Origin of the sequence: Rubrobacter aplysinae, assembly GCF_001029505.1 — a bacterium.
GTDB lineage: Bacteria > Actinomycetota > Rubrobacteria > Rubrobacterales > Rubrobacteraceae > Rubrobacter_A > Rubrobacter_A aplysinae.
Map to the genome: position 1 here is coordinate 24,213 of NZ_LEKH01000013.1, position 23,485 is coordinate 47,697.

Annotated in this window: 19 protein-coding genes and 1 tRNA gene; 10 read left to right on the top strand and 10 right to left on the bottom strand. The window is 66.2% G+C overall.

The annotated features are described in order from the left end of the window. Genes ABD53_RS17525 through pknB form a run of 3 tightly spaced genes read left to right on the top strand, consistent with a single transcriptional unit; the run spans nt 1 to nt 5,440 of the window. Nucleotides 1–1,521, top strand: coding sequence for a Stp1/IreP family PP2C-type Ser/Thr phosphatase (locus tag ABD53_RS17525; RefSeq protein WP_053058024.1), 1,521 nt, complete (start codon nt 1–3; stop codon nt 1,519–1,521). Nucleotides 1,522–1,533: 12 nt separating this feature from the next. Beyond that, nucleotides 1,534–2,841 (top strand): FtsW/RodA/SpoVE family cell cycle protein, encoded by a 1,308-nt coding sequence (locus ABD53_RS12190; protein ID WP_047866081.1) that lies wholly within the window; start codon nt 1,534–1,536, stop codon nt 2,839–2,841. Between the two features lie 58 nt (nt 2,842–2,899). Beyond that, nucleotides 2,900–5,440, top strand: a complete 2,541-nt coding sequence (pknB, locus tag ABD53_RS12195) for a Stk1 family PASTA domain-containing Ser/Thr kinase (protein WP_047866082.1) — start codon at nt 2,900–2,902, stop codon at nt 5,438–5,440. A gap of 48 nt (nt 5,441–5,488) precedes the next feature. On the opposite strand, the gene ABD53_RS17040 is transcribed toward pknB, so the two are convergent. Beyond that, complete coding sequence (locus ABD53_RS17040) at nt 5,489–5,782, bottom strand: hypothetical protein (RefSeq protein WP_152670762.1); 294 nt, start codon at nt 5,780–5,782, stop codon at nt 5,489–5,491. A 159-nt stretch (nt 5,783–5,941) separates the two neighbouring features. Between ABD53_RS17040 and ABD53_RS12200 the strand changes: the two genes are divergently transcribed. From ABD53_RS12200 to ABD53_RS12210, 3 genes are all read left to right on the top strand, one after another. Beyond that, nucleotides 5,942–8,632 carry an MBL fold metallo-hydrolase gene (locus ABD53_RS12200; RefSeq protein WP_047866083.1) on the top strand — a complete coding sequence of 897 codons (2,691 nt, stop codon included), beginning with the start codon at nt 5,942–5,944 and terminating at the stop codon, nt 8,630–8,632. Then, nucleotides 8,632–8,988: a hypothetical protein gene (locus ABD53_RS12205; RefSeq protein ID WP_047866084.1), complete on the top strand. Its 357-nt coding sequence runs from the start codon at nt 8,632–8,634 to the stop codon at nt 8,986–8,988. Before ABD53_RS12200 ends, ABD53_RS12205 begins: the two co-directional genes overlap by 1 nt. A gap of 309 nt (nt 8,989–9,297) precedes the next feature. Next, a complete protein-coding gene (locus tag ABD53_RS12210) occupies nt 9,298–10,134 on the top strand; it encodes a PRC-barrel domain-containing protein (RefSeq protein WP_047866085.1) in 837 nt (278 codons plus the stop codon). A gap of 238 nt (nt 10,135–10,372) precedes the next feature. Here ABD53_RS12210 and ABD53_RS12215 read toward each other — a convergent pair whose 3' ends face one another. Beyond that, on the bottom strand, nt 10,373–11,002 hold the full coding sequence (locus ABD53_RS12215; RefSeq protein WP_047866086.1) for a hypothetical protein: 630 nt from the start codon (nt 11,000–11,002) through the stop codon (nt 10,373–10,375). Between the two features lie 3 nt (nt 11,003–11,005). Beyond that, nucleotides 11,006–11,815 carry an SDR family NAD(P)-dependent oxidoreductase gene (locus ABD53_RS12220; RefSeq protein WP_047866087.1) on the bottom strand — a complete coding sequence of 270 codons (810 nt, stop codon included), beginning with the start codon at nt 11,813–11,815 and terminating at the stop codon, nt 11,006–11,008. Between the two features lie 32 nt (nt 11,816–11,847). On the opposite strand from ABD53_RS12220, the gene ABD53_RS12225 reads away from it, so the two are divergent. After that, nucleotides 11,848–12,429: a flavoprotein gene (locus ABD53_RS12225; RefSeq protein ID WP_047866117.1), complete on the top strand. Its 582-nt coding sequence runs from the start codon at nt 11,848–11,850 to the stop codon at nt 12,427–12,429. Here the strand turns inward: ABD53_RS12225 and ABD53_RS12230 are convergent. Further along, nucleotides 12,426–15,821 carry a pyruvate carboxylase gene (locus ABD53_RS12230; protein WP_047866088.1) on the bottom strand — a complete coding sequence of 1,132 codons (3,396 nt, stop codon included), beginning with the start codon at nt 15,819–15,821 and terminating at the stop codon, nt 12,426–12,428. The genes ABD53_RS12225 and ABD53_RS12230 overlap by 4 nt on opposite strands. Before the next feature lie 194 nt (nt 15,822–16,015). Beyond that, on the bottom strand, nt 16,016–16,525 hold the full coding sequence (locus ABD53_RS12235) for an NUDIX hydrolase (RefSeq protein WP_047866089.1): 510 nt from the start codon (nt 16,523–16,525) through the stop codon (nt 16,016–16,018). Nucleotides 16,526–16,578: 53 nt separating this feature from the next. On the opposite strand from ABD53_RS12235, the gene ABD53_RS12240 reads away from it, so the two are divergent. Beyond that, nucleotides 16,579–16,651: transfer RNA gene (locus ABD53_RS12240), tRNA-Gly, on the top strand. 57 nt (nt 16,652–16,708) lie between these two features. Further along, nucleotides 16,709–17,125 (top strand): hypothetical protein, encoded by a 417-nt coding sequence (locus ABD53_RS12245; RefSeq protein WP_047866090.1) that lies wholly within the window; start codon nt 16,709–16,711, stop codon nt 17,123–17,125. A 47-nt stretch (nt 17,126–17,172) separates the two neighbouring features. On the opposite strand, the gene ABD53_RS12250 is transcribed toward ABD53_RS12245, so the two are convergent. The 4 genes from ABD53_RS12250 to ABD53_RS12265 form a co-directional block, all read right to left on the bottom strand. Continuing rightward, the gene (locus ABD53_RS12250; protein WP_047866118.1) at nt 17,173–17,952 is read right to left on the bottom strand and encodes a succinate dehydrogenase/fumarate reductase iron-sulfur subunit; all 780 of its coding nucleotides are present in this window, start codon (nt 17,950–17,952) and stop codon (nt 17,173–17,175) included. A gap of 62 nt (nt 17,953–18,014) precedes the next feature. Then, complete coding sequence (locus tag ABD53_RS12255) at nt 18,015–19,802, bottom strand: FAD-binding protein (protein WP_053058026.1); 1,788 nt, start codon at nt 19,800–19,802, stop codon at nt 18,015–18,017. Between the two features lie 47 nt (nt 19,803–19,849). After that, the gene (locus ABD53_RS12260; protein WP_152670763.1) at nt 19,850–20,548 is read right to left on the bottom strand and encodes a succinate dehydrogenase; all 699 of its coding nucleotides are present in this window, start codon (nt 20,546–20,548) and stop codon (nt 19,850–19,852) included. Nucleotides 20,549–21,230: 682 nt separating this feature from the next. Next, a complete protein-coding gene (locus ABD53_RS12265) occupies nt 21,231–21,635 on the bottom strand; it encodes a hypothetical protein (RefSeq protein WP_047866092.1) in 405 nt (134 codons plus the stop codon). A 140-nt stretch (nt 21,636–21,775) separates the two neighbouring features. Between ABD53_RS12265 and ABD53_RS12270 the strand changes: the two genes are divergently transcribed. Further along, a complete protein-coding gene (locus tag ABD53_RS12270; protein WP_152670764.1) occupies nt 21,776–22,072 on the top strand; it encodes a hypothetical protein in 297 nt (98 codons plus the stop codon). Between the two features lie 38 nt (nt 22,073–22,110). Here the strand turns inward: ABD53_RS12270 and ABD53_RS12275 are convergent, their stop codons facing one another. Continuing rightward, entirely contained in the window at nt 22,111–23,391 is a 1,281-nt protein-coding gene (locus tag ABD53_RS12275) for an NYN domain-containing protein (RefSeq protein WP_084709622.1), read from the bottom strand. Nucleotides 23,392–23,485 lie beyond the last annotated feature (94 nt).

Genomic DNA, 23,485 nt, shown 5'->3' on the forward strand with positions numbered 1-23,485 from the left:
GTGCTCTCCCTGGACCATTTCGGCCTCACCGACCCGGGCAGGGTGCGCGAGAACAACGAGGACTCCCTGCTCTCGGGTGGAGGCCGGGACCCGGCGCTCTTCGCGGTCGCCGACGGCGTCGGGGGCTTCGAGGCCGGGGAGGTCGCAAGCTCGATGGTCATCGAGTCACTCGAAAATCTGGAGCCCGGAGATCCGCTCCAGCCCGCCATCCGGGAGGCGAACCGCCGCGTCTACTCTGCCGCCCGGGAGAACGAGAAGCTCTCCGGCATGGGGACCACGGTGGTCGCCGCCAGGATCGAGGAGTCCGGAGGCGGCGTAGAGGCGGAGATCGCCCACGTCGGGGACTCCAGGGCTTACCTGCTCCGGGACGGCGAGCTTTCGCCGCTTACGGAGGATCACTCCCTCGTCGCCGAGCTGGTGCGGAGCGGCAGCCTGACCCGGGCACAGGCCTCGGATCACCCGCAGAAGAACCTCATTACCCGGGCGCTGGGGGCAGAGGAAGAGGTGGAGGTGGACTCCGCCCGGTACCGGCTCCGGCGCGGCGACCGGCTCGTGCTCTGCTCCGACGGGCTGCCGGACATGGTCGCGGAGACCAGAATCTCAGAGCTGGCCTCCGGCGGCCCGGGTGGCGATCCGGGGACCGCCGAAGAGTCTGCCCGCAGCCTGCTCTCGGCGGCGCTCTCCTCGGGCGGCAGCGACAACGTCACCGTGGTCGTCGTGGACGTCGAGCAAGAGGCCCGCCGGTCCTCTGCGGCCCAGGAGTCTCCGGAGGCACCCAGCCCGACCAGCGTCGGGACCACCGGCGGAACCCGGGAGCCGGCGACGCCCCCTCCCCCGGACACTCCGGGCGGAGGCGAGCCCACGGAGGAGAGACCTTCCAGGGTCCGGCGGCTCCGGGGTAGAGAAAAGAGAGGCGAGGCCCGGAGAAGACGCAGAAGGTCCGCCATACGAAGCTCGGACGAGACGGGCGGGGACGAGGCACGCTCCGCCGGACAGCGCGGGGGCCGCGGCAGAGAAGGGAGCTACTCCGGGCCCGGCGAGGGGGAGAGCCTGATCCCCGGCGTGTGGGACGGCGTGGCGGTCGAGGAAGAGCCAGAGCCCCGGGAGCCGACGCCGGAGGAGGTCGTCGAGAGATACCGCATCAGGCCCGAGCCGGACGAACGGGAGACCCAGGGTGATCCACGCCGTCGCCAGCGCCGTCGGAAGCGGCTCGCAGCGGGAGGAAAGGCGATATCCGCACTCATCCGGGGGCTCGCGGTGGTCGCCCTCCTCGGGCTGTTGCTCGTGCCGCCGTACCTGTGGTGGAGCACCCGGTACTTCATGGCCTACGAAGAGGGTGAGGTCGTGATCCACCAGGGCGTGCCCTACGATTTCTTGGGCAACGAGCTGAACCGGGTGGACCAGCGCACCGGGGTGAAGGAGTCAGATATAGCGGAGCCCTACCGGGACCAGGTGCAGGATAACAGGTTGTACACTGAAGGTCGGCTCCAGACCGTGCTCGAAGACCTGCAAAAGCAGTAGAAGGAGCGGAACTTGGCGCGCAAAGCAACCATGCCGATGGTACTCGCGCTGCTCACGGTAGCCCTCGGGTTCGCGATCCTGCTCCTCGGCAGGGAAGGCGGGATCGCGAGCCCCCCGTTCGTCTACGGCGGGGCCTACGCCGGGATGATGCTCGGGGTGTACCTGATCGTGCGCCTGTGGCTGCCCTACGCCGACGCGCTACTCATCCCGATAGTCACGTTGCTAACCGGGGTGGGCCTGATAATGATCTACCGCGCGGGATTCACGGAGGGCGTCCCGGCCAGCCTCGCCACCACACAGGTAGTCTGGGTGCTGGTGGGCTGTGTGGTGCTCCTCCTGACCATCTTCCTCTTTCGGAACTACCAGCGTCTTTTGAGCTACAAGTACCTGATCGCGCTCGGAGCGTTCGTGCTCATCGGCCTGACGTTTACCCCGTTCGGGCAGGAGGTCAACGGAGCCAGGCTCTGGGTGGACATAGGGCCGGTCCGGTTCCAGCCTTCGGAGTTCGCCCGCATCGCGCTCGTGATCTTCTTCGCCGGGTACCTGGCCGAGAAGCGCGACGTGATGGCCGCCACCAGCAGGAGCTTTATCGGTATCCCGCTGCCGCCCCTGAAGCACTTCGGGCCCGTGGCGATGGTGTGGGCGGCGTCGCTCGGTCTTTTGGTGTTCGAGAAGGACCTCGGGAGCAGTCTGCTCTTCTTCGTCGTGCCGCTGCTCATGCTCTACGTGGCGACCGGCAAGCTCGCCTACGTCCTGATCGGGAGCCTGCTCTTCGCCGGGGGCGCTGTCGCCGGGTACTTCATGTTCGACCACGTCCAGGTCAGGGTCAGCGCGTGGCTGGACCCGTGGTCCCAGGCGAACGAGGGTGGGTACCAGATTCTGCAGAGCATCTTCGCCATCTCAGAGGGCGGGGTCGCGGGCACCGGGCTCGGCGAGGGGCTCGCGGGACGCATCCCGGAGGTCCAGACGGACTTCATCTTCTCCTCGGTGGCGAGCGAGCTGGGGTTGCTCGGGGCGACGGCGCTACTCATGGCGTTCCTCGTGTTCGCCTACCGGGGCCTGAAGATAGCCCTCTACGCCCCGGACGACGGCTCGAAGCTGCTCGCCGGCGGCCTGACGGTGATGTTCGCCCTGCAGACCTTCATCATCGTGGCCGGGGTGACCAAGCTGATCCCACTCACCGGCATCACGCTACCCTTCGTCTCCTACGGCGGCAGCTCGGTGGTGGGAAACTTCATCCTCACGGGCCTGCTCCTGGTCATCTCAAACAAGGCCGGCCGCAGGATGGCGCTCGGCGAGGAGTGGGAGGGTAGGCCGTGAGAGACGCCAGACTATCAGGGAGAGTGTGGAGACCCGGCCCCGGGTATAATTCTCTGACGTGCCACAGCTAGTAGACAACCGCTACAGGATACTCAGGCCGCTCGGTACGGGCGGGATGGCCGAAGTCTACCTGGCCCACGACGACGTGCTCGACCGGGACGTGGCGCTCAAGATCCTGAGCAACAGCCACGCGGACGACGAGGAGTTCGTCGAGAGGTTCCGGCGCGAAGCCCAGAGCGCCGCCGCACTGACCCACCCCAACATCGTCTCCATCTACGACCGGGGCGAGACAGAGGATGCGGAGAACGGGCAGGACGGTCAGGACGGACAGGGCTCCCGGGGGACGTACTACATCGCAATGGAGTATCTGCCCGGCGGCTCCCTGAAGGACCGCATAAACAGCCGGGGCGCGCTCCCGGCCAGGACGGCCGCCGAGGTGGCGCTCCAGATCGCGGAGGCGCTCAAGGCGGCCCACGAGCGGGACGTGGTCCACCGGGACATAAAGCCCCACAACATCCTGGTTACCGAGACCGGGGACCTCAAGGTCACGGACTTCGGCATAGCCCGGGCGGCGACCTCCTCAACCATGACGCGGACGGGCTCGATCATGGGCACGGCCCACTACATCTCGCCCGAGCAGGCGATGGGAGAGCCCGCCGGGCCCCAGAGCGACCTGTACTCCCTAGGCGTGGTGCTGTACGAGATGCTGACCGGTGAGCTCCCGTTCGACGCCGAGACCCCGATAGGCATCGCCATGAAGCACGTCAACGCGGACCCCGAGCCGCCGAGCGAGCTAGACGACTCCATCCCGGAGGGGCTGGACGCGATCACCTACCGGCTGATGTCCAAGGCCCCGGAGGACCGCTACCCCGACGAGTCCGAGCTGATCCGGGACCTCGAAAACGTCGTGGCGGGCTACCCTCCGGGCGAGGCGACGACGATGGCGCTACCGGCGGTCGCCCCCCCGGTCGGTGGTTACGGGGGTCACGGCGGTAGCGGAGGTAACAACGGAGGCGGGGAGCGTACCCTGGTCTCCGACTGGGGAGGGGCGGGAGGCAGGAGACGCAGCAAGGCTCTGCCCCTGCTGATACTGCTCTTCCTGGCGCTCCTCGCCCTCGCCGGTTGGGCCGCCTACACCGTGGTCCCGCAGGCCGCCCCCACCGCGCAGGTGCCCGGGCTTGAAGGGCTCACCCTGCAAGAGGCGCGGGACCGCGCCGGGGAGGACTTCAACATCGCCGTGTCGGACAGACGGGACAGCCGGGAGCCGGAGGATACGGTACTCGAACAGAGCCCGGCCCGGGGCTCCGAGCAGGAGCAGGGTTCGGAGATCTCGGTCGTCCTCAGCGGCCAGCGGGTGGCCGAGGTGCCGGACGTGGTCGGAGACTCCCGCAACGAGGCCGAGAGCCGGCTCGCCGAAGACGCCTTCGGGGTAGAGGTAGAGAGAGAGGAGAGCTCCGCGGACGAGGAAGGGAACGTGGTTTCCCAGAGCCCCTCGGCCGGCAAAGAGGCGGATTACCAGTCGGACGTCACCATAACGGTGGGGACGGGCCCGGCCCCCGTGGACACGCCGGACCTCTCCGGGATGTCCGTCTCCGAGGCGAGGTCCGCCTTGTCCGACGCCGACCTGGAGCTTGGCGAGAGGAGCGAGGCCGCGAGCGACGAGGTGGCGGAGGGCGACGTCATGGAGCAGAGCCCGGAGGCCGGGTCGGAGGCAGAGCCGGGCAGCGCGGTGGACGTGACCGTCAGCACCGGGCCGGAGGCGGTCTCCGTGCCGAACCTCTACGGCTCGAGCGTGGCGGAGGCGAGATCCCTCCTCTCGGACGCCGGCCTGGAGCTCGGGGAGGTGTCGGAGACGGAGACCGGAGAGCTCGAGGAGGGTCTGATCCTCTCTCAGAGCCAGTCGGGCGGGGCCACCGCCGAGCCCGGCACGGCCATAGACGTGACCGTCAGCGCCGGCCCCGCACCGGTAACCGTCCCGGACGTGCTCGGAGAGCAGGTTATAGACGCCCAGCGGGAGCTCGGGGACCAGGGCTTTGGCTACACCACCCAGGGAGTACAGAGCAGCGAGTCCGCAGGCACCGTGCTCTCGACAGACCCCGGAGCCGGAACCGAGGTGGAGCCCGGCGCCCGGATCGCGATCTCATACAGTCTCGGGGCCCCCGAGCCCGCCCCGGCGCCAGATTCCGCTTCGACGTCAGACCCCGCACCGACGCCAGATCCAGCTTCGACGCCAGCTCCCGCATCACCACAGCCTCAGGTTCCGGAGCCGACTCCCTCTCCCCAGCCCGGTAATCCTGGAGAGACTGCCGGCTCTAGCGGAGACTCGGGACCCAGTGGTGACTCCAGCCCGGGCTACGCATTCGGGGGATCCAGCGACTCCTCGAACAGCGACTCCTCAAGCAGCGACTCCTCAAACAGCAACTCCTCGAACAACGACTCCTCGAACAACGACTTCCCGGACGCAGGACGCGAGTCCGGCAACGTGGGGGCCCCAGGGGCTTCCAGGGGCGGCGAGGTACAGGCCCCGGACATAGAGGAGCCCGAGGCCCCGGACGTAGAGGCTCCGAATGTGGAGGCCCCGGAGGCTCCGGACCTGTAAGACCCGTAGGTACGTAGGTACGTAGATAGCCGGAGCAAGGGCTCCGGTCTAGCGGGCTCCCAGCTCGTTCCTCGCGTAATCCCGGAGCTCTCTGGCCTCCAACGTGCGCGGCGGGGTCACCTCGACGAAGCTGTGTCGGCCTATGGCGTTGTCCCGGAGCCATTCCTCCTCGACCCGCTTGGAGCGGTCCAGATCGTAGCCCGTCTCGTGGTAGGCCACACAGAGGCCCCCGGAGTCCAGCTCCAGGACCAGGATGGGGTGCCGATCCGGCGAGTACGCCCTAACGGTAACGGGCGTCCGTGCATTTTGCGTGTTTCCTTGACTGCGAGGTTCATCTTCCATGCCCGGAGTCTATACGAAAAAGCCCCCTCTCGGGGCTCGTAACGCCCAGCGTCAGCCAGAGGCTATGGGGCGGTCCGGGGTCCCCCTCATGCTAAAATTTGATGTGTATGCAGCTCCCAGATAAAACAGACAAAACTTACATTTTCAGGAGGAGACCCGATGCCAGATCCCAAACCTGGAGACGAGGAGACCGGTGCCGGTAATGCTCGGGAGGAGGTCACCGACGAACTCACCGAGAGGGCCGGGGGGGATTCGAGGGCGGACGAGCCCTCGAGGCTCTCGACCCGGCGCCCGCCGGAGAACCTGCCTGAGGAGCTCGTAAAGCAACGGCTCTCGCGGCTCGACACCCGCCGGGCGCTCGCGGACCTGTGCAAGAGTGTGCCCGGCCTCGACGAGCTGCTCCTGCCCCGGGGCATCCAGGCCGACGCCCTGACCCGCAAGTCCGGCGGCAGCTCACAGCTCCTCAAGAGCCTGACGCGCAGGATCACCCAGGACGCCGCCGCCTGGGGCGCTTTCCGCACCGCCGTCCAGGAGCAGATACCGTCAGAGACCTTCGAGGCGGTCGGGGAGCTGTCCGGGGAAGACGGCCGGAGCCTCGCCGAGCTCTCCGGCTCGCACACGAACGAAGGGTTGCTGCTCGCGGCCGTCGCCGGGGACGGCGACCCGGACGAGGAGACCGTACAGGCGCTCGTCTCCGCCTGGGAGAGCGAGAACCAGCAAGAGAAGAAGAAGGCCTCGGACTCGGCCCGCGTCCGGGAGCTGGAGGACGAGATCGAGAGCCTCAAGAAGGAGCGGGATCAGCTCTCCTTCTCCTCCCGCACCTCGAAAGAGCAGACCGAATCCCTGCGCCAGGAGGTCGAGGTGCTCAGGGGTGAGCGCGAGGAGGCGGCCTCCCGGGTGAAAAAGGCCGAGGAAGGCGCGGCGGCGGCCAGAGACTCCGAGAAAGAGCTGGAGTCTCGCGTCTCGGAGCTCGGCTCCCGGAACACGGAGCTAGAACGCGCCCTGGAGGGCGAGCGCGACGCCTACGCCAAGGCCGCCGAACGAGTAGAGCAGATGCACGAAGAGCTCGGCGGGGTGATCTCGGAACGCGACCGGGTACGGGAGGCGCTGGATAACGCCCGCTTTACGGACCAGGGGTTCGGGGACCTGCTCGTCCGCTCGGTAAAGAACGAGGTCGCCTCACTCCCGGACTCCGTGCAATCAGCCGCCCGTACAGCCCGGCTCATGGAGTTCATGGGCAACGTGCTCCAGGCCCACTCCGACCTCCGCGGCGAGACCCCCGGGACGGGCGCTACGGCCTCCGGCGGCCGCCCGGACGAGCAGCCCGGAGGCCGCACCGGCACCAGGAGCAGGGAGAGCGGAGAGGGTAAGGAGAGCGGGCAGGGCGGAGACTCCGAAGACTCGGAGCACTCGCAAGCCGGCTGGTCATCCGGCATAGGTGCTAACACAGAGCCCGGCACGGAGGCCGGGATAGACCTGCTGGTCCGGCTCGACGCCCAGGAGCCGCGTGGCCCCGGGTCCGCCACCGAGCCAGAGCCGGGCGTGGCCACGAAGACCACGAGCGCGGTCCCCAAGCCGAGGCCCATGCTCTCGTTCAAGGCCCTCGGAGGGGCGGGTGAGATCGGCGGTTCGAGCCACCTGCTGGACTTCGGCGACTCCCGCGTACTGGTGGACGCCGGGATCAAACCCGACGGCCGCAGCCCACAGACCCCGGACTTCGCCTCGCTCGACCGCCTCGACGCCGCCGTCATAACCCACGCCCACCTGGACCACTGCGGTGCACTGCCGCGCCTGTTTCGGGACAGACCCGGCCTGCCGGTGTACTGCACACCACCCTCGGCAAAGCTCATAGTCGCCGCGCTGAACGACCACGCGGCGATGGGCGGAAGCCTGCCCGGCGGCGTCCCCATAAGCGAGGTGCGCAAGAACCTGATCCCCGTGCCGTTCGGCAAGCCGTTCAAGGCGGGTAATGCTCGCGTCACCTTCACCGAGAGCGGTCACATCCTGGGTGCGGCGAGCGTCTTGCTGGAGTCGGGCTCGGCCACGACCTTCCACACCGGCGACATCTGCCTGGAGGATCACCTCTCCATCCCGTCGGCCAACCTGCCAGACGTGAGCGACATAGACCTGCTCGTCATGGAGGCGACCCTGGCAGACCAGCGGCCACAGCCCTTCAACGAGTCCGTCCGCACGATGGTGGACGTCATAAACGAGACCACGATGGGCAACGAGGGATCGGTCCTGATCCCGACCTACGCGCTTGGTCAGGCGCAGGAGATACTGCTCGGACTCAAGCACTACGGTCGGGAGTACGGCCTGGACCGGGAGGTGTTCATCTACGTGGACGGCTCGGTCGTCACGACTTCGGAGCGACTCTACGCCGAGCAGCTCGCGTACATGAAGCCCTACCTCCAGCAGTCCGACCCGCGTGAGGTGTTCTTCTCGGACAACATCCGGGCCGTCTCGAACGACGACGAGACCCGCGAGCGCATCCTCGGCAACCCCTGCGCCATCGTCGCCTCGCCGGTAACGATGCAGGGCGGGGCGAGCGCGTTCTACCGCAAGCGCCTCGAAGGCTCGCCGGATAACGCCGTGATCCTGCCGTCCAACGCAGCCGCCGCTTATGCAAACGACACGAACGGCGACGCAAAGTGGCGCGTCGAGCGGGTAAACTTCGCCGCCCACTGCACCAAGGAGGACCTGATGAGCATCACCGAGCGGCTGACGCCGCGTCAGATCATCCTGGTCCACGGCTCAAAGCGCAAGATCTCCGACCTCGCCCACCGGCTCTCGCCTTCCCACAAGATCCACACCCCCGGCGTCGGCGAGACGGTACGCACGGTGCTCTAATGCCCGAGGAAAGGGCAGAAGGTATCACCACTCTCCCGGAGGTCACGCCCCTGGAGGACGCTCGCCCGGAACGTCCGGCGGACGCGGTCGGTATCGGCGAGTTCTGGTACGAGCCCGCAATCTGGGAGGCCCCGGTCTCCCCCGCCGCCCGCGTCCTGTACGCCGGGCTGTGCTCGTTCGTGCCGAATGGCAAGATCAACCGCAGAGACCTCCGAAACACCCTCGAAGGAACCCCGGACCCCGAGATACAGGCCACCCTGGACGAGCTGGTGCAGGAGAGCCTCCTGCAAAGCGCGCAACTACGCCGCGGCCACGCCTTCTACGGCGGTTACGTCGTAAACCCGGTATCTTCCTAGCAGCCCCGAGCCGCCCCGGCGGACGAACGCGGCGAAAAGCTCATCCGGGAGCCGCCGATACAAACCCCGGGCTCCGGAGCCTGGGGTACGCTTTCCGCATGTCACTCGCGTCAGCCCGGCTCGCCCCCGGCAGGAGGCAAACCTAACCCCGGTCCCCCGGTCCTCGGTCCGAGAGGCTTTGGGGTAAAAGGTATAGAATGTGTAAACTACCGCACAATACGCTCGGGCTCGTGCGGGCGGCTCCAGTGGGATGCGTAGTCCGACGCGCCGTAAAGAACGCTCTATGAAGCTCTACGAAAGGAGATGCCAGTGGGATACAGGGGGCGTGATGAGGATTCCGGTAAGCTCTCGGCGGAGTGCAGAGGCTACGAGCTGCGCGACCGGGAAGGAGAGAAGGTCGGCAAGATAGACGAGGTCTTCGTGGACGAGGACGACCGGCCGGAGTACCTCGGCGTGAAGCTTGGGCTACTGGGCGGCAAGCTCACCCTCATACCAGCGGGCCTCGCCCAGGCCGACGACGAGCGCCGGCTGATCTCGGTCTCCGAGTCCAGGGAGCGCATAAAGGACGCCCCGAGCCTGGGCTCCAACGAGGAGGTCACCGCCGAGCGAGAGCGCGTCGTCCGGGACTACTTCGGCCTGGACGCCAGCCCGGACTCCGGCTCCTCGTCGGACGAGCAGCGAAGCCGGGAGGAAGATACCTCCGAGATCCCTACCGGGCACCGCCAGGACCCGGAGAGCCGGGACACTGGCTCCGGCGACGAACGGCCCGACGAGACCAAAGAGACGGGCGACGAGGACGGCTTCACCGGCGAGAGGCAGCCCTGGAGCGACTCCGACGACTCTTCCACGGGCTCGACCGAGTCAACCGGAGAGATGGGCGCAGCCGCCGGCTCCGGAAGCCGGGAGCGGGAGCACTCCAATCACTCTAAAAGTGCCGGCGAAGAGCGCCAGGGCCGGGGCTCGGAAACTGGCTCTGAGCCCGGCCCCGGAGCCGGCTCCCCGGAGACCATGCGGGTCTCTGTCTGGCGCGAGAAGGCCCGAGCCGAGAAGATACTGGGAGAAGACGGCAACGAAGAGGTGCGCGTCCGCAAGGAGTGGGTCGAGGAAGAGGAGACCATAGAGGTCGAGGACCACCGCCGGGGATAGCAAACCTCCCGGAAGAAGCGTAAGGGTCCGGCAAACGGCCCTGCGATGGAAATGAGAAAACGATCACCAATCTCCCGGCACGGACAAAACACATCCTTGACGCCGGCACATATGTGCTATATAAATATAGTCAATCCGGCAACCGAATACCCCTTTGATTCTCCTTTCCCTTTCCCACCTTTTCGGGAGCCGGATCATTACCCCGAGCCCCGACCGCTCCCCCGGTCGGGGCTCTTTTCTATCGCGGGAGTCGCAGGTTCTTGGGGAAGCTTTCTTGTGAGGCGAGGTCTTCGAGGGAGTACCCGCTCTCCGGCGACCACGCGACGCCCGCGCCGCCGGTCAGGGCCGCCAGGTCCACTAGCCGGCCCACGATGCGCAGGCAGAAGCCGTGCAGGATCTCGTCGGAGTCGTGGGTCTTGCCCCGGGCGTGCTCCACGAAGACGCCTTTCGTCTTCCACACCCCGTCCCGGTATACGGCGAACGTCTGGCATGGTCCCTCTTCGACGATACTAGAGAAGCCCAGGATGCGCCCCGAGTAACCGGAAGGGTCCAGGCTGTAGTGACTGAGTCCCTCGTGCATCAGGTCCTCGTCGGTCTCGGCGGCCGCACCGGGTAGCACGCCGAAGGTGAGTGAGGCCCCGGTTCTCTCCCCGGCAATCACGCGCAGGTTCAGAAGTCCCGACTCCTCGGTGGTCTCCGCCTCGAACCCGGCCTCCCGCGCCAGAGAGGCGACGTACCCGAGCCCGGAGAAGAGACGTCTGGAGAAGGCCCGGACAGCCTCCTCCGACTCCCGCGACAGCGCAAGCGAGCGGTCCGCCTCCTCCCGGTAGCGGCGTAATCTGGTAAGCGCGGCGTCCTCGAAGCCCAAGGGCTACTCCTCCGAATCTTCCGCCCAGGAGCGCAGCGCGAGATCCAGGGCGCCCGGGGCCAGGGTCGCGGCGGCTGAGAAGGCGCGGTCCCCGAGCGTGACGTATACGTCCCGGCCCCCACGCTCGGCGGCGCGGGCTATCTTCACGGCGACCTTCTCCGCGGGCACGCCTTTCGGACGCCAGCCGCGCTTCTCGTCCTTCGTGCGGCGGGAGTTATCCCGGAAGGCGGTCCGGGTGGTGCCCGGGTAGACGCTCGTCACGGTGACGCCGCGAGAGGAGATCTCGACGCGCAGGGCCTCGGAGAGCGCGTTCAGGGCGGTCTTCGAGGAGCAGTAGCCCCCGACCTTCGGGATCGCCCGCAGCCCGACGATAGAGGAGACGTTGATGATCCTGCCCCCGCGCCGCATGTGGGGCAGCGCGGCCTGCAGACAGCGCAGCGGGCCGAGTACGTTTACCTCGTACACGTAGCGCAGGTCGTCGGCCCGAAGCTCTGCGACCCGCCCGGAGAGCCCTAGACCGGCGTTGTTCACCAGCACGTCTACCCCGCCGAGCCCGGCGGCGCGCCCGACCAGCGCCCGCACCGACTCCTCGTCGGTCACGTCGGTCGGCACCGGGAGGGCGTGGCCTCCGCGGCTCTGGATCTCCCGGGCCAGCCCTTCGAGCCTTTCGGCGTCGCGGGCCGCCAGCACGACCGCCGCGCCCCGGCCCGCGAGCTCGCGCGCGGTGGCCTCCCCGATGCCGCTGGAGGCCCCGGTAACGATTGCAACCCTGTTCTCAAGCGTCTTGTTCGTCTCATTCTTCTCATCAAACATGGGCGGTATCTTAACGGGTATATACTGCGACCGTGGAAGACCCGAGAGAAGAGCAGAGAGCAGAACGCGTAATCGTCGGGGTCACCGGCAGCATCGCGGCGTACAAGACGCCCGGAGTGATCCGGCGCGTCAGAGAGTCCGGCCGGGAGGTACGCGTGATCTCGACCGACGCCGCCCTCCGGTTCGTCCCCGAGGAGACGCTCGCCATAGCCGCCGGAGGAAGCATACACACCGAGAGGAGCTGGTGGGAGAACTCGGGCCGGGTCGAGCACGTAAGCCTCGCCCGCTGGGCCGACCTCCTGCTCGTCGCCCCGGCCGCCGCCGACGCCCTGGCGCGGACCGCGATAGGCCTCGGCGACGACCTCCTCTCCGCCACCGTACTCGCCGGCACGCGCCGCGTGATCTGGGCCCCGGCGATGAACCCCGAGATGTGGCAGAGTCCCGCCACCCGGCGCAACGTCGAGACGCTAGAGGGCTGGGGGCACCAGTTCGTGGGCCCGGCAGAAGGTGAGATGGCCTCCGCAGAGGAGCTACCGGGAGTAGGACGCCTCGCCGACGAGGCCGAGATACTCGCTGCGGTAGAGGCGGCGCTGGCCGAGGATATCCCGGGCTAGGAGAGCACCAGCAACAGGTCGCCGGGCTCGACGCGGGTGCCGCTTGAGGCGGCGAGGCGCTCCACGGCCCCCGTTGACTGGGCCGTTATGGAGGACTCCATCTTCATGGCCTCGATGGTACCGATCTTCTGCCCCGCCTCGACCTCCTCACCTTTCTCGACCGAGATCGTGACGACTCCGGTCATGGGCGCGGCGACGTGGCTGGAGTTGGTGGTGTCCGCCTTCTCCTGGCGCGGCACCTCGGGCTCCAGCGAGCGGTCGAGGGCATCTATGGGCCGGGGCTGACCGTTGAGGGTACAGAGCACGGTGCGGATGCCGCCCTCGTCGGCCTCGGTAACGGCGTCGAGCTCTATGTACAGCCGCACGCCGGGCTCGAGATCCACCGCAAGCTCCTCCTGACGCTCCAGGCCGTAGAAGAACGCCTTCGTGGGCACCACCGATACGTCGCCGTGGCGAGACTTCGAGGCTTCGAAGTCCTTCGTGGGGCCGGGTAGCAGCATACGGTTCAGCGCCTCGCGCCGTCGGGCCCCGCCCGCGGCGAGCGACTCGCGATCCTCGCGATTTTCGGCGGTTAGCTCGTCTTCACTCTCCCCGGCACCGTAAGCCTCCAACGCCCGGCTGCGGAACGGCTCGGGCCAGCCGCCGGGGGGCACGCCGAGCTCGCCGCGCAGGAAGCCGATCACGCTATCCGGCAGGTCGTATCCGCCGGGGTTTTTCTCCAGATCTTCGAGGTCTATATCCGCCGAGAGCAGGTACAGCGCGAGATCCCCGACGACCTTGCTCGTGGGCGTGACCTTTACGATATGCCCGAGCAGGTCGTCGCAGCGGGCGTAGAGGCGCTCGACCTCCTCGAAGCGTTCCGAGAGCCCGAGGGCGGCCGCCTGCTGCCGGAGGTTGGAGAGCTGGCCGCCCGGGATCTCGTGCCGGTACACCGTACCCGTAGGCGCGCGCAGACCGGTCTCGAACGGTTTGTAGAGCGTGCGTACCGTCTCCCAGTACGGCTCCAGGTCGCCCAGGGCGTGCATCGAGAGCCCGGTCTCGCGCCCGGTGTTGTCGGTGGCGGCTACTATCGCCGCAAGAGAAGGCTGGCTGGTCATGCCGGCCATCGGGGCCGCCGCGCCGTCCACCGCGTCGACCCCGGCCTCCAGCGCGACCAGGTAGGTTGCGAGCTGCCCTCCGGCGGTGTCGTGGGTGTGCAGGTGGACCGGCAAGTCGAACCTCTCGCGCAACGCCCCGACGAGGGTGCTCGCGGCCGGGGCACGCAGCAGACCGGCCATATCCTTGATACACAGCACGTGTGACCCGGCCTCGACGAGCTCTTCGGCCAGGCGCAGGTAGTAGTCCAGGGTGTAGAGCGTCTCGGAGGGATCGGAGAGGTCGCCGGTGTAGCAGAGCACGCCCTCGGCCACGGCTCCCGTCTCTCGCACGGCCTCGATGGCGGGGCGCATCTGCTCGACGTCATTCAGCGCGTCGAAGACACGGAAGATGTCTATGCCGGTCTCGTTGGCCTCGGCAACGAAGGCGCGCACGGCCTCGTCTGGAGCGGCGGTGTAGCCGACGGTGTTGCGCCCGCGCAGCAGCATCTGCAGGCAGACGTTCGGGAGCGCCTCCCGGAGCCGGGCGAGCCGCTGCCACGGGTCCTCTTGGAGAAATCTCAGGGCAACGTCGAAGGTCGCCCCGCCCCACACCTCGGCGGAGAAGAGCCCGGACATGTTACGGGCGACGTGCGGTGCGACGGCGAGCATGTCGAAGGAGCGCATCCGGGTGGCGAACAGCGACTGGTGGGCGTCGCGCATCGTGGTGTCGGTGACCTTGAGGTCTTTCGCCTCGCGCAGCCAGCGGGCGAAGCCTTCGGGGCCGAGATCTCCGAGCCTCTGGCGCGTACCGGCGGGAGGCGGCTCGTCGGTGTTCTGTAGCCTGGGCAGCTTGGTGCGCGGGTCAGGGACCGCTGGAGGCGGACCTTGGGGCCTGTTTACCGTGGTATCGGCGAGCAGGTCCAGGATGCGGCTGGCCCGGTCGGCGCCGGTGGAGACGGCGGTCAGATGAGGCCGCTCGTCTATGAACGAGGTGGTCGTGTTTCCAGAGAGGAAATCCGGGTCGGCGAGCACGGCGCGCAGGAAGGCGACGTTGGTGGATACGCCCCGCACCCGGAACTCCGCCAGCGAGCGCCGGGCACGGCTGGCAGCGGACGTGAGGTCCGCGCCGCGGGCGGTCAGCTTTACGAGCAGGGAATCGAAGTAGGGGCTTATCTCGGCCCCGGTGTAGACGCTGCCGCCGTCGAGACGGATGCCGGCGCCGCCGGGAGATCGGTAGGCGGAGATCCTGCCCGTATCCGGCCGGAAGCCGCTTGCCGGATCCTCGGTGGTTACCCGGCACTGCAGGGCCGCGCCGCGTTGCCGGATCTTCCCTTGCGTGAGATCCATCCCGGACAGCGTCTCGCCGCCGGAGATGCGGAGCTGGGCGTGGACGAGGTCCACGTCGGTGGTCTCCTCGGTGACGGTGTGCTCGACCTGGATGCGGGGGTTCATCTCGATGAAGGCGTGGGTCCCGTCCTCGCCGACGAGGAACTCCACCGTGCCGGCGTTCTTGTACCCAACCGCCTCCCCAAAGCGCACGGCGTCGGCGCAGAGTCGGTCGCGCAAGTCGGGATCGAGGTTCGGGGCGGGGGCGAGCTCCAGCACCTTCTGGTGGCGGCGCTGCACGGAGCAGTCCCGCTCGTACAGGTGTACGACCTCACCGGTTCCGTCGGCCAGGATCTGGACCTCTATGTGCCGGGGCCTCTCCAGGGCCTGCTCCAGAAACACGGTCGGGTCTCCGAACGCTCCCTCGGCCTCGCGCATCGCGGTCTCGACCGCGCTCTCCAGGTCCTCCTCGCGCTCGACCCGGCGCATGCCACGTCCACCGCCCCCGGCGGCGGCCTTTACGAAGACGGGGTAGCCGATCTCCTCCGCCGCCTCCAGCGCCTTCCGCGGCTCATCCAGCGACTCTGAAGCCCCCGGTACCGGGATGCCGGCCTTCTCGGCGGCCCGGCGGGCCGAGATCTTATCCCCCGTGAGCGCCAGCACGTCCGGCGGCGGCCCCACGAAGGTGATTCCGGCCTCCTCGCACGCCCGCGCAAGCTCCGCGCTCTCTGACAGGAGGCCGTATCCGGGGTAGATGGAGTCCGCCCCGACCTTCTTCGCGGTCTCGACCAGCAACCGCGCGTCGAGATAGGCCCGTACAGGATGGCCGGGCTCCCCGATTTCGTACGCCTCGTCAGCCTTTTGGCGGTGCAGCGAGTCGCGGTCGTCCGGCGTGTACACCGCCACCGCCCGGATACCGAGCTCGTAGGCGGCCCGGAAGGCCCGAACCGCGATCTCACCCCGGTTCGCTACCAGTACCTTCTCTAACATCGCCTACCCCCAGTGGCCTGACCCATACGTGACCGCCCGATCCGCGAAGCGCCCATGAAATCCATGAAGACTGTACACGCACCGTTATCCGAGACTCTCATGACCCCATTATGGACCAGAGCCCGCCAGCACTTCCAGTCTCCACATATATTCGCCCGGCACAGACCGGGGCCAAGCCTCGGTATCGTCGTAGTCTATCTTCTGAGATAGTCCTTCAGGGCGTGCTCCGTGCTCGGGAAGGCCAGCTCGGGCCACGGCAGATCCTCACGGGCAAAGCTCCTTACGTCCAGCGTCTCGTCGAGGGGGGACGGCTTGCCGCCCACGACTCTGGCGGCGTAGACGGCTATGGCGGGTACCGAGTCCTGATAGGAGTACAGCCCGACGATACTCTCGATCTCGAGCTCGACCCCGCACTCCTCCAGCGCCTCACGAGCGGCGGCGACCTCGGACCTCTCGCCGAGCTCGACGAACCCGCCGGGGAACGTCCACTTACCATAGCCGGGCTGTATGGAGCGTTGGATCAGGACTATCCCACCGTCCAGCTCGAAGATAGCACTCGCAACCAGCTTGGGCCCCTGATAAAACACGAACCCACACTCGCCGCACACCAGCCGCTCCGGCTCCCCGGCCTTCACGACCCGCTCCTCCAGAGGGCCGCCACACCGGGGGCAGAACTCGTACTCGTAAGGGTTGCGCGGGTTCAACGAGACTCCAGACTATGAGCGAGATGGCGGGCGTGGTAGAATTTACCTCGTTCGCGGACGTAGCTCAGTTGGCAGAGCGCCAGCTTCCCAAGCTGGAGGTCGCGGGTTCGACCCCCGTCGTCCGCTCTCTTTTTGGCGGATAGCAGCCTGTCCCCCGTCTTCAAAGTAACGTAGAATACTTTTATGGACGAAGGCAGCGGGAGACTAGGTAGACCGGAGAGGTCGCTACGACGCTTCGCCCGCACGCCGGGTAGCATCTCGAAGGGATACAGGAACCTTTTAATCGTAGTCGGAGTCTTTCTCATCGCCATCAGCGTGTATAGCCTGTTCTTTTCCAGCGGGGCCGATCTCATATATAGTATTGGTGGAGCCTTGCTAGGCTTGTCTTTCGTCGTGTGGTTCGGCGGAGGGGATATAGAGGGCCGACTGGGTTCGTTGTCCCGCTTCTCCTGCCTGCTACTGTGGCCCGCCACGATATTGTTCCTGGCAACCGCCAACTACATGTGGATGGGCACCGGGTATCTAATATTCCTGGCTCTGGTCGGGGCCGCTTTCCTCCTGGTTTGGTGGTTTTTAAAGAGGTCGAGCGCCGGGTCCTGATCCCCGACGCTCGATAAGGGCTCGATAAAGCCTTCTAAACGCAGGCTCTAGCTCCCGTTGACCGAACCGTTACTTGCGCCGTTCTTGCGGCCCCGGATCTTGCGCATCAGCCACTTTGCCGGGTCATAGTACTCGTCGGCGACGCGCTCCTTTAGCGGGATGATGGAGTTGTCGGTTATCTTGATCCCGACCGGGCACACCTCCGTGCAGCACTTGGTGATGTTGCAGTACTGAATGCCGCCCCGGTCCTCCTTGAGGTAGCGCAGCCGGTCCCGGTCGTCCATCGGGTGCATCTGCAGCCACTGGTTGCGCACGAAGAAGCGCGGCCCGGCGAACACGTCGTGCTTCTCGTGGGTGCGCAACACGTGGCACACGTCCTGGCACATGAAGCACTCGATGCATTTCTTGGGCTCGTACAGCCGCTCGACGTCCTCCTCGTACATGGTGAACGGGGCCTGCTGCTCGCTGTGGAACGGGATCGTCGAGCGCGAGACCTCGTAGTTCCAGGACACGTCGGAGACGAGATCTTTTATGATCGGCCACGCCTTGAGAGGCTGGACGTTTATCTCCCGACCCTCGTACTCCTCGATGCGCGTCTTGCAGAGCAGCTTCGGGACGCCGTTGATCTCGGCGCTGCAAGAGCCACAGTGCGCCGCCTTGCAGTTCCAGCGTACCGCGAGGTCGCTCTCCTGCTCGGCCTGGATGTTCAGGATCGCGTCCAGGACGACCATCCCGGTGACCATCGGGGTCTCGTACTCGACAAACTCCCCGTTCTCGCCGTCGCCCCGGTAGACCTTGAGCCGCGCAGCGCTCCCGTCCGCGGTCATGCTTGCCGTCGAGCCGTTACCGCTGGCGCCATTGGTGCTGTTGGTGCTGTTGGCACCTTCTGTCATACCTTGGCCTCCTCTTTGAACAGCCCGGAGAGGTGCTCGGGCATCGGCGCGATCTCCCGCGACTCGATGCCGACCTCGCCCTGGCCGTCCTTGCTGACGATAAAGTTGACGTGGCCGAGCTCCTCATCCATGTCCGGATGGTCGAGCCGCCACTGGGCCCCGCGGCACTCCCGGCGCTCGAGCGCGGTGCGCAGGATGATCTCCGAGATCTGCACCAGGTACCGCACGTCCTGGGCGGCGTGCCAGCCGGGGTTGAAGAGCCTGGAGCCCTGCACCCGGATGTTCTCCAGCCGGTCCTTGAGAGCCAGGATCTTGCCGAGCCCCTCCTTGAGGTCCTCCTCCGTGCGCATGATGTTCGCGTGGTCCATCATCGCCTTCTGCAGCTCCTGCTGGATGAGGTACGGGCTCTCGCCGGTCTCGCCGGTCTCAATGGGCTTCAGCACCCGCTCGATCTCGCGCTCTATCTCCGAGCCCTCAACCTCCAGCGAATGGCTGCCCTCGTTCACGTACTCGATAGCGCCAATGCCGGCGCGCCTGCCGAATACGAGAAGGTCAGACAACGAGTTGCCGCCGAGGCGGTTCGCCCCGTGCAGCCCACCCGCGACCTCGCCGGCGGCGAAGAGGCCGGGTACGGTGGAGGCGCAATTCTCGGGCTCGACCTTCACGCCGCCCATCGTGTAATGGACGGTCGGGAAGACCTCCATCGGCTCCTTGGAGATGTCTATGTCGGCGAGCTTGAGGAACTGCTCGTGCATCGTCGGCAGCTTCTTCATAATGCCGTCGTAGCCGAGGTGGGTGATGTCCAGGTACACGCCGCCGTGTGGAGAGCCGCGGCCCTCCTGAACCTCGGTATAGTTGGCCCGGGCCACGACGTCGCGCGAGGAGAGCTCCATGCGCTGCTCGTCGTAGCGGGCCATGTACCGCTCGCCCTTGGAGTTCTTGAGGATACCGCCCTCGCCGCGAACGCCCTCGGTCACGAGCAGCCCGGCGACTCCCGGCGGCCACACCATGCCCGTCGGGTGGAACTGCATCATCTCCATGTCCACGAGGTCCGCGCCCGCGTCATAGGAGAGCACGACGCCGTCTCCGGTCCCCTCCCAGGAGTTTGAGGTGACCTCGAAGATCCTGCCCCATCCCCCGGTCGCCATCACCACGGCCTTTGCCTTGATGTAGATGAACTTGCCCGACTCGCGGGTGTAAGCCAGCGCCCCCACGACCTTGCCGTCCTTCTTGAACAGCCGGGTGACCGTGGTCTCCATGTACACCTTGGCGTCGGTGGCGAGCGTCTTCTCCTGCATGGTCCGGATCAGCTCCAGGCCGGTGCGGTCGCCGACGTGGCACAGGCGGCGATAGGTGTGGGCACCGAACGGACGCTGGCTTATCTTGCCCTCCGGCGTGCGCTGGAACAGCGCGCCCCACTGCTCCAGCTCGTACACCCGGTCGGGCGACTCCTTGGCGTGAAGCTCGGCCATGCGCCAGTTGTTGATGAACTTCCCGCTCTTCATGGTGTCCATGAAGTGGGTCTTCCAGGAGTCCTCGGGGTCCACGTTACCGACGGCGGCGGCCATGCCGCCCTCCGCCATTACGGTGTGGGCCTTGCCCAGGAGGCTCTTGCTCACGACGCCGACCGAGAGTCCGGCCTCCGAGGCCTCGACCGCGGCCCGCAGCCCGGCTCCACCGGCCCCGATGACGAGTACGTCGTGCTCCTGGACCTCGTACTTCTCGGATGAGCCGTTGCGCTGGGCGCTGGCTCCGTTGCTTCCGTTATGTCCGTTCGTGTCCATGAAGATCTACCTCTCCGCTCTGCGGTTCCTTGAGTACCCTACAGTAGCTACAGTATCTGGAAGTCGGTTATTATCCCGGCCTGTATCAATCTTATGTATATGTCGGCTATTAACAGTGAAAACAAGCTGTACCAGGCCCAGTTGGCGTGGGTCTTGTTGATCTTGCTCACGCCGTTGTAGGTCTTGCGCCTGAGCCTCTTTATGGCCCCACCGCCGTTGCTCGACGGCCGGCCGTTCACGCATGAGTTACAGTCCTTGTTACCCCCCACCAGATGCCGGAAAGAGTGACAGGAGAAGGTGTAGGCGCTCACCAGCACGATGTTCACGAGCAGTATGATCGTGCCGACCGTTATCCCGAACGCCCCGCCCGGGAAGAACGCCAGCGCCGCCTCATACCACAGGAAGGCGACCACGATGATCGAGGCGTATAGGAAGTAGCGGTGGATGTTGTTCAGCACGAACAGCGCCGTCTCGCCGTTATACTGCTTGCGCGGCTCGTGCTGCTGAGCCGTCTCCGAGCAGTTCGGCGGGTCCCAGAAGAAGGAGCGGTAGTACGCCTTGCGATAGTAGTAACAGGTCGCCCGGAACCCGAGCGGTATCCAGAGCACCAGCATCGGCGCGGTAACGAAGCCCGGCATCCAACCCGGCAGCCCGACCTGCGGTGAGTAGAACGGCGAGAGTAACGCCTGCCCTCCTTCACCGTTGGGGAAGAAGAAGACTATGATCATGGAATATAGACCAAACAAGATGAGCGCCGTAGAGACAGTGATCGGCCCCGCCCACCAGGGCAGCTTCTTCGTAGCAGCGGATATGCTCGCCAAACCTTACTCCCTCTCTAAGACCTCATCGACGAAAAACCCGGGTTTCCTCGACCCTATCTGATCGGGAGTATAGGGGATTCGGGGGTACCATTTTGTGAACCGATTCTTTCGTGCCCGCACCTCCCGGGATGCGCATGGACATGGTTCCGGGGCCGTCCCATAAGCCGGATTCTGCTCTATCCCGTCATCCATCTCCCGGAGGGCTATCCTCCGGGGCTCCCCCTGCGGGGAGCCGCACCTACCAGCCCCGGGCCTCTCGGCTCCGGGACAATTTGGCTTGCTCGCACCGGTAGTTTACCTGGCCGGTCCCTGTGACGAGCCTGGGCTCGCCTCGGGATACCGCCGGTGGGCTCTTACCCCACCCTTTCAGCCATCACCTGTGCCGGAAGCGGAGGCTTTGCCTCCGACCGGCCATCGGCTGGTCTACTCTCTGCTGCACTTGACGTGACGGCGGGCTTACGCCGCCCTTACGGGCTTCCGCCGTCCCCCGGGTTGTTAACCCGGGCGGCCTCTGTACCGCTCTCTACGAGTCCGGACTTTGCTCTACGCCCACGGTCTCTGGGACCGGGCGCAGCGACGGGCCGGACGGCCCCGGAACCTCCTGATTCTATCTTACCGGCGGGTCGTCTGGGTCTTTGCTCCCGGAGACATCCTTGCGCGGGACCAGCACGATCTTCTCGGGGAGGAGGTGCAGGTCTAAGAGGGCTACGGATCCCCACCCCTTGCGCCAGCGAGGCTCCTCCCCCACCGCCGGGTCGAACCATATACCCGTCCTTTCGCCCCTCTCGATCACGCCTTCGTAGAGCACGCAGTCCTCCGGCTCCGGGGGAATCTCGGGTGGCGGGCCGGGGGCGTGCGTGCGGTAGATGGCGTTCCGGGATCTAAAAGACTGTACCGACGACGGGGTGGTGCCCAGGGCGCTCGCGATCCAGTCGTCGCTCCGGCCCTCTCCGACCCAGCGCCGAATGTCCTCCGTGAAACGTCTGAGAGAGACCCTCTGCTTTATGCCCATCGCCGCGGCACCTCCGTTTGGCTTGTAATTATACTACCGGAGATGCATGTTTCTCAAACCCGTCGCGGATTCGTGATCCCATTCGCTGAAGGACGGCTACCGCGCGTGGTGGCTCGCGGCGGTTATTGTAGACTCGGGACATGGATCTTGAGGCGCTTTTGAGGCTCGGCATAGACGTTCTGCGTCAGGTGCCCCTGATCATGATCTTCTACATACCGGCGTTGTTCGGTATGGCGATCCTGCGCGAGCAGGGCGAGAACTACAAGGTAAAAGCCGGCCTCATGCTCGCTCTGGGTTTCGGTGCGATTCTCGTCGTCCACCTCGTGCTGCGTCTCGTCTCCGTCGAGCAGGTCCTTGCGACCTTGGGTATCTCCCTCCTTCAGATGGCAGTGGCGCTCGGGCTCGCCGCCGTGACCGTATACAAGCTGGCCGACTAGCACCCTACTCGATACAGCGCCGGGGCACCCGGCACGTGCTAGCCCTGGCCGCTGTCCAGCAGGTTCTCGACCTCTTTCATCTCCCGGTTCAGGGCGTAGAAGGTCATCTTCGCCTTCGACTGCTCGTAGGGCTTCCGCCGGGAGGTGCTCAGATAATCGGCGTCGAGCATAGCGGCGATGACCTCTCCGATCTCCTCCCGGCTCATCTCAAGATCGCCGCGCTCTTCCAGCTCCCGGATGCCGGAGAAGATCTCGACGAACGACGCCGGCTGCCGCAGACCGGCGATGGTCTGGCACACGGTCTTCAGCTCGTAGGGCGTGAGATCCTCGGTCAGGTCGAAGGCTTCTTTAGCATCTTTAACTTCTCTAGTATCCCTAGTGTCCTTAGGCTCCCTGGACTCCGGGCTCTTGGACGAGGGCTCCCGGGAGCCCGAGGAGTGTCCGTTCTCGCTCCCGGATGGGGAAGCCGAGACGGGGGTCTCTGGTATCTGCTCTTCCGGCTTTGGCTCCTCGGAGGCGAGGTCCGACTCCTGCGGCCTCGGCAGCTCCTCGTCCGGCAGGTAGACCTGCAGCTCGAAGTCCTGGTCCACCGTGTTCACCAGGTTGCGGCGCTCGGCCTCCACCACGAAATCCTTGAACTTCTTGAAGCCCTGGTTGCGCTCGTCGAAGGAGCCGAGCTGCACGATCATCTGCTGCTTGACCTGTCCGAGCACCCGCGTGTTGCCCCGCTTCTTTAGCGTCTCGACAGCTCGTACCAGTTCCTGATAAGGGTCGGCCTTCTCCTTCTTCGGTGCCCGGTCCCGCTCGCGGGCGGCCCGGTCCTCCTCTATCAAGGAGGCGTAGGAGATGAACTCGTCGGCGGACTCTATGAGATGGTAGCTGGTCGCCTCCGAGACCCCGATCACGACCACCTTCTTGCCCCGGCTCCGCAAGAGGCTCACCAGCGGGATAAAGTCCCCGTCGCCGGTGACCAGCACGTAGGTGTCTACCTGCGGATGGTCGTGCAGAAAGTCCGAGCACTCGACCGCGAGCATCACGTCTATGGAGTTCGTGCGGCGCTTTGAGGACTTGCCGCCGGGGAAATACCGGGCCGAGATGTAGCGCGGCGAGATGCCGTTGGAGTACAGCGTCGGCGGCGCGTTGCGGTAATCGGCATCGGTCCAGTCGGCGTAGGCGTTGGAGGAGACTATGCGCCCGTACTCGTGCGCCTTCTCCAGTATGGCGGAGACGTTCGGCTTCGTGCCGTACTCTGTGACCGTGGAGATGTAGATGTTCTCCCAGTCCATGAAAATTGCCAGATCTTCCTGTGCTTCAGGCATCCTCGTCCTTCACGTTTTTGTCTCGTAACAAGCGAAAGGGGGAGGCGCGTGTCACGCCTCCCCCTCCCGCTGCGTCGTTTTCCGGGTCATTTTT

Bases quoted from the DNA above. Each gene is read 5' to 3' on its own strand.
- ABD53_RS17040 (WP_152670762.1), bottom strand. From the start codon at position 5,782: ATGGAAGATGAACCTCGCAGTCAAGGAAACACGCAAAATGCACGGACG.
- ABD53_RS12200 (WP_047866083.1), top strand. From the start codon at position 5,942: ATGCCAGATCCCAAACCTGGAGACGAGGAGACCGGTGCCGGTAATGCT.
- ABD53_RS12205 (WP_047866084.1), top strand. From the start codon at position 8,632: ATGCCCGAGGAAAGGGCAGAAGGTATCACCACTCTCCCGGAGGTCACG.
- ABD53_RS12220 (WP_047866087.1), bottom strand. From the start codon at position 11,815: ATGTTTGATGAGAAGAATGAGACGAACAAGACGCTTGAGAACAGGGTT.
- ABD53_RS12230 (WP_047866088.1), bottom strand. From the start codon at position 15,821: ATGTTAGAGAAGGTACTGGTAGCGAACCGGGGTGAGATCGCGGTTCGG.
- ABD53_RS12245 (WP_047866090.1), top strand. From the start codon at position 16,709: ATGGACGAAGGCAGCGGGAGACTAGGTAGACCGGAGAGGTCGCTACGA.
- ABD53_RS12250 (WP_047866118.1), bottom strand. From the start codon at position 17,952: ATGACCGCGGACGGGAGCGCTGCGCGGCTCAAGGTCTACCGGGGCGAC.
- ABD53_RS12255 (WP_053058026.1), bottom strand. From the start codon at position 19,802: ATGGACACGAACGGACATAACGGAAGCAACGGAGCCAGCGCCCAGCGC.
- ABD53_RS12265 (WP_047866092.1), bottom strand. From the start codon at position 21,635: ATGGGCATAAAGCAGAGGGTCTCTCTCAGACGTTTCACGGAGGACATT.
- ABD53_RS12270 (WP_152670764.1), top strand. From the start codon at position 21,776: ATGGATCTTGAGGCGCTTTTGAGGCTCGGCATAGACGTTCTGCGTCAG.
- ABD53_RS12275 (WP_084709622.1), bottom strand. From the start codon at position 23,391: ATGCCTGAAGCACAGGAAGATCTGGCAATTTTCATGGACTGGGAGAAC.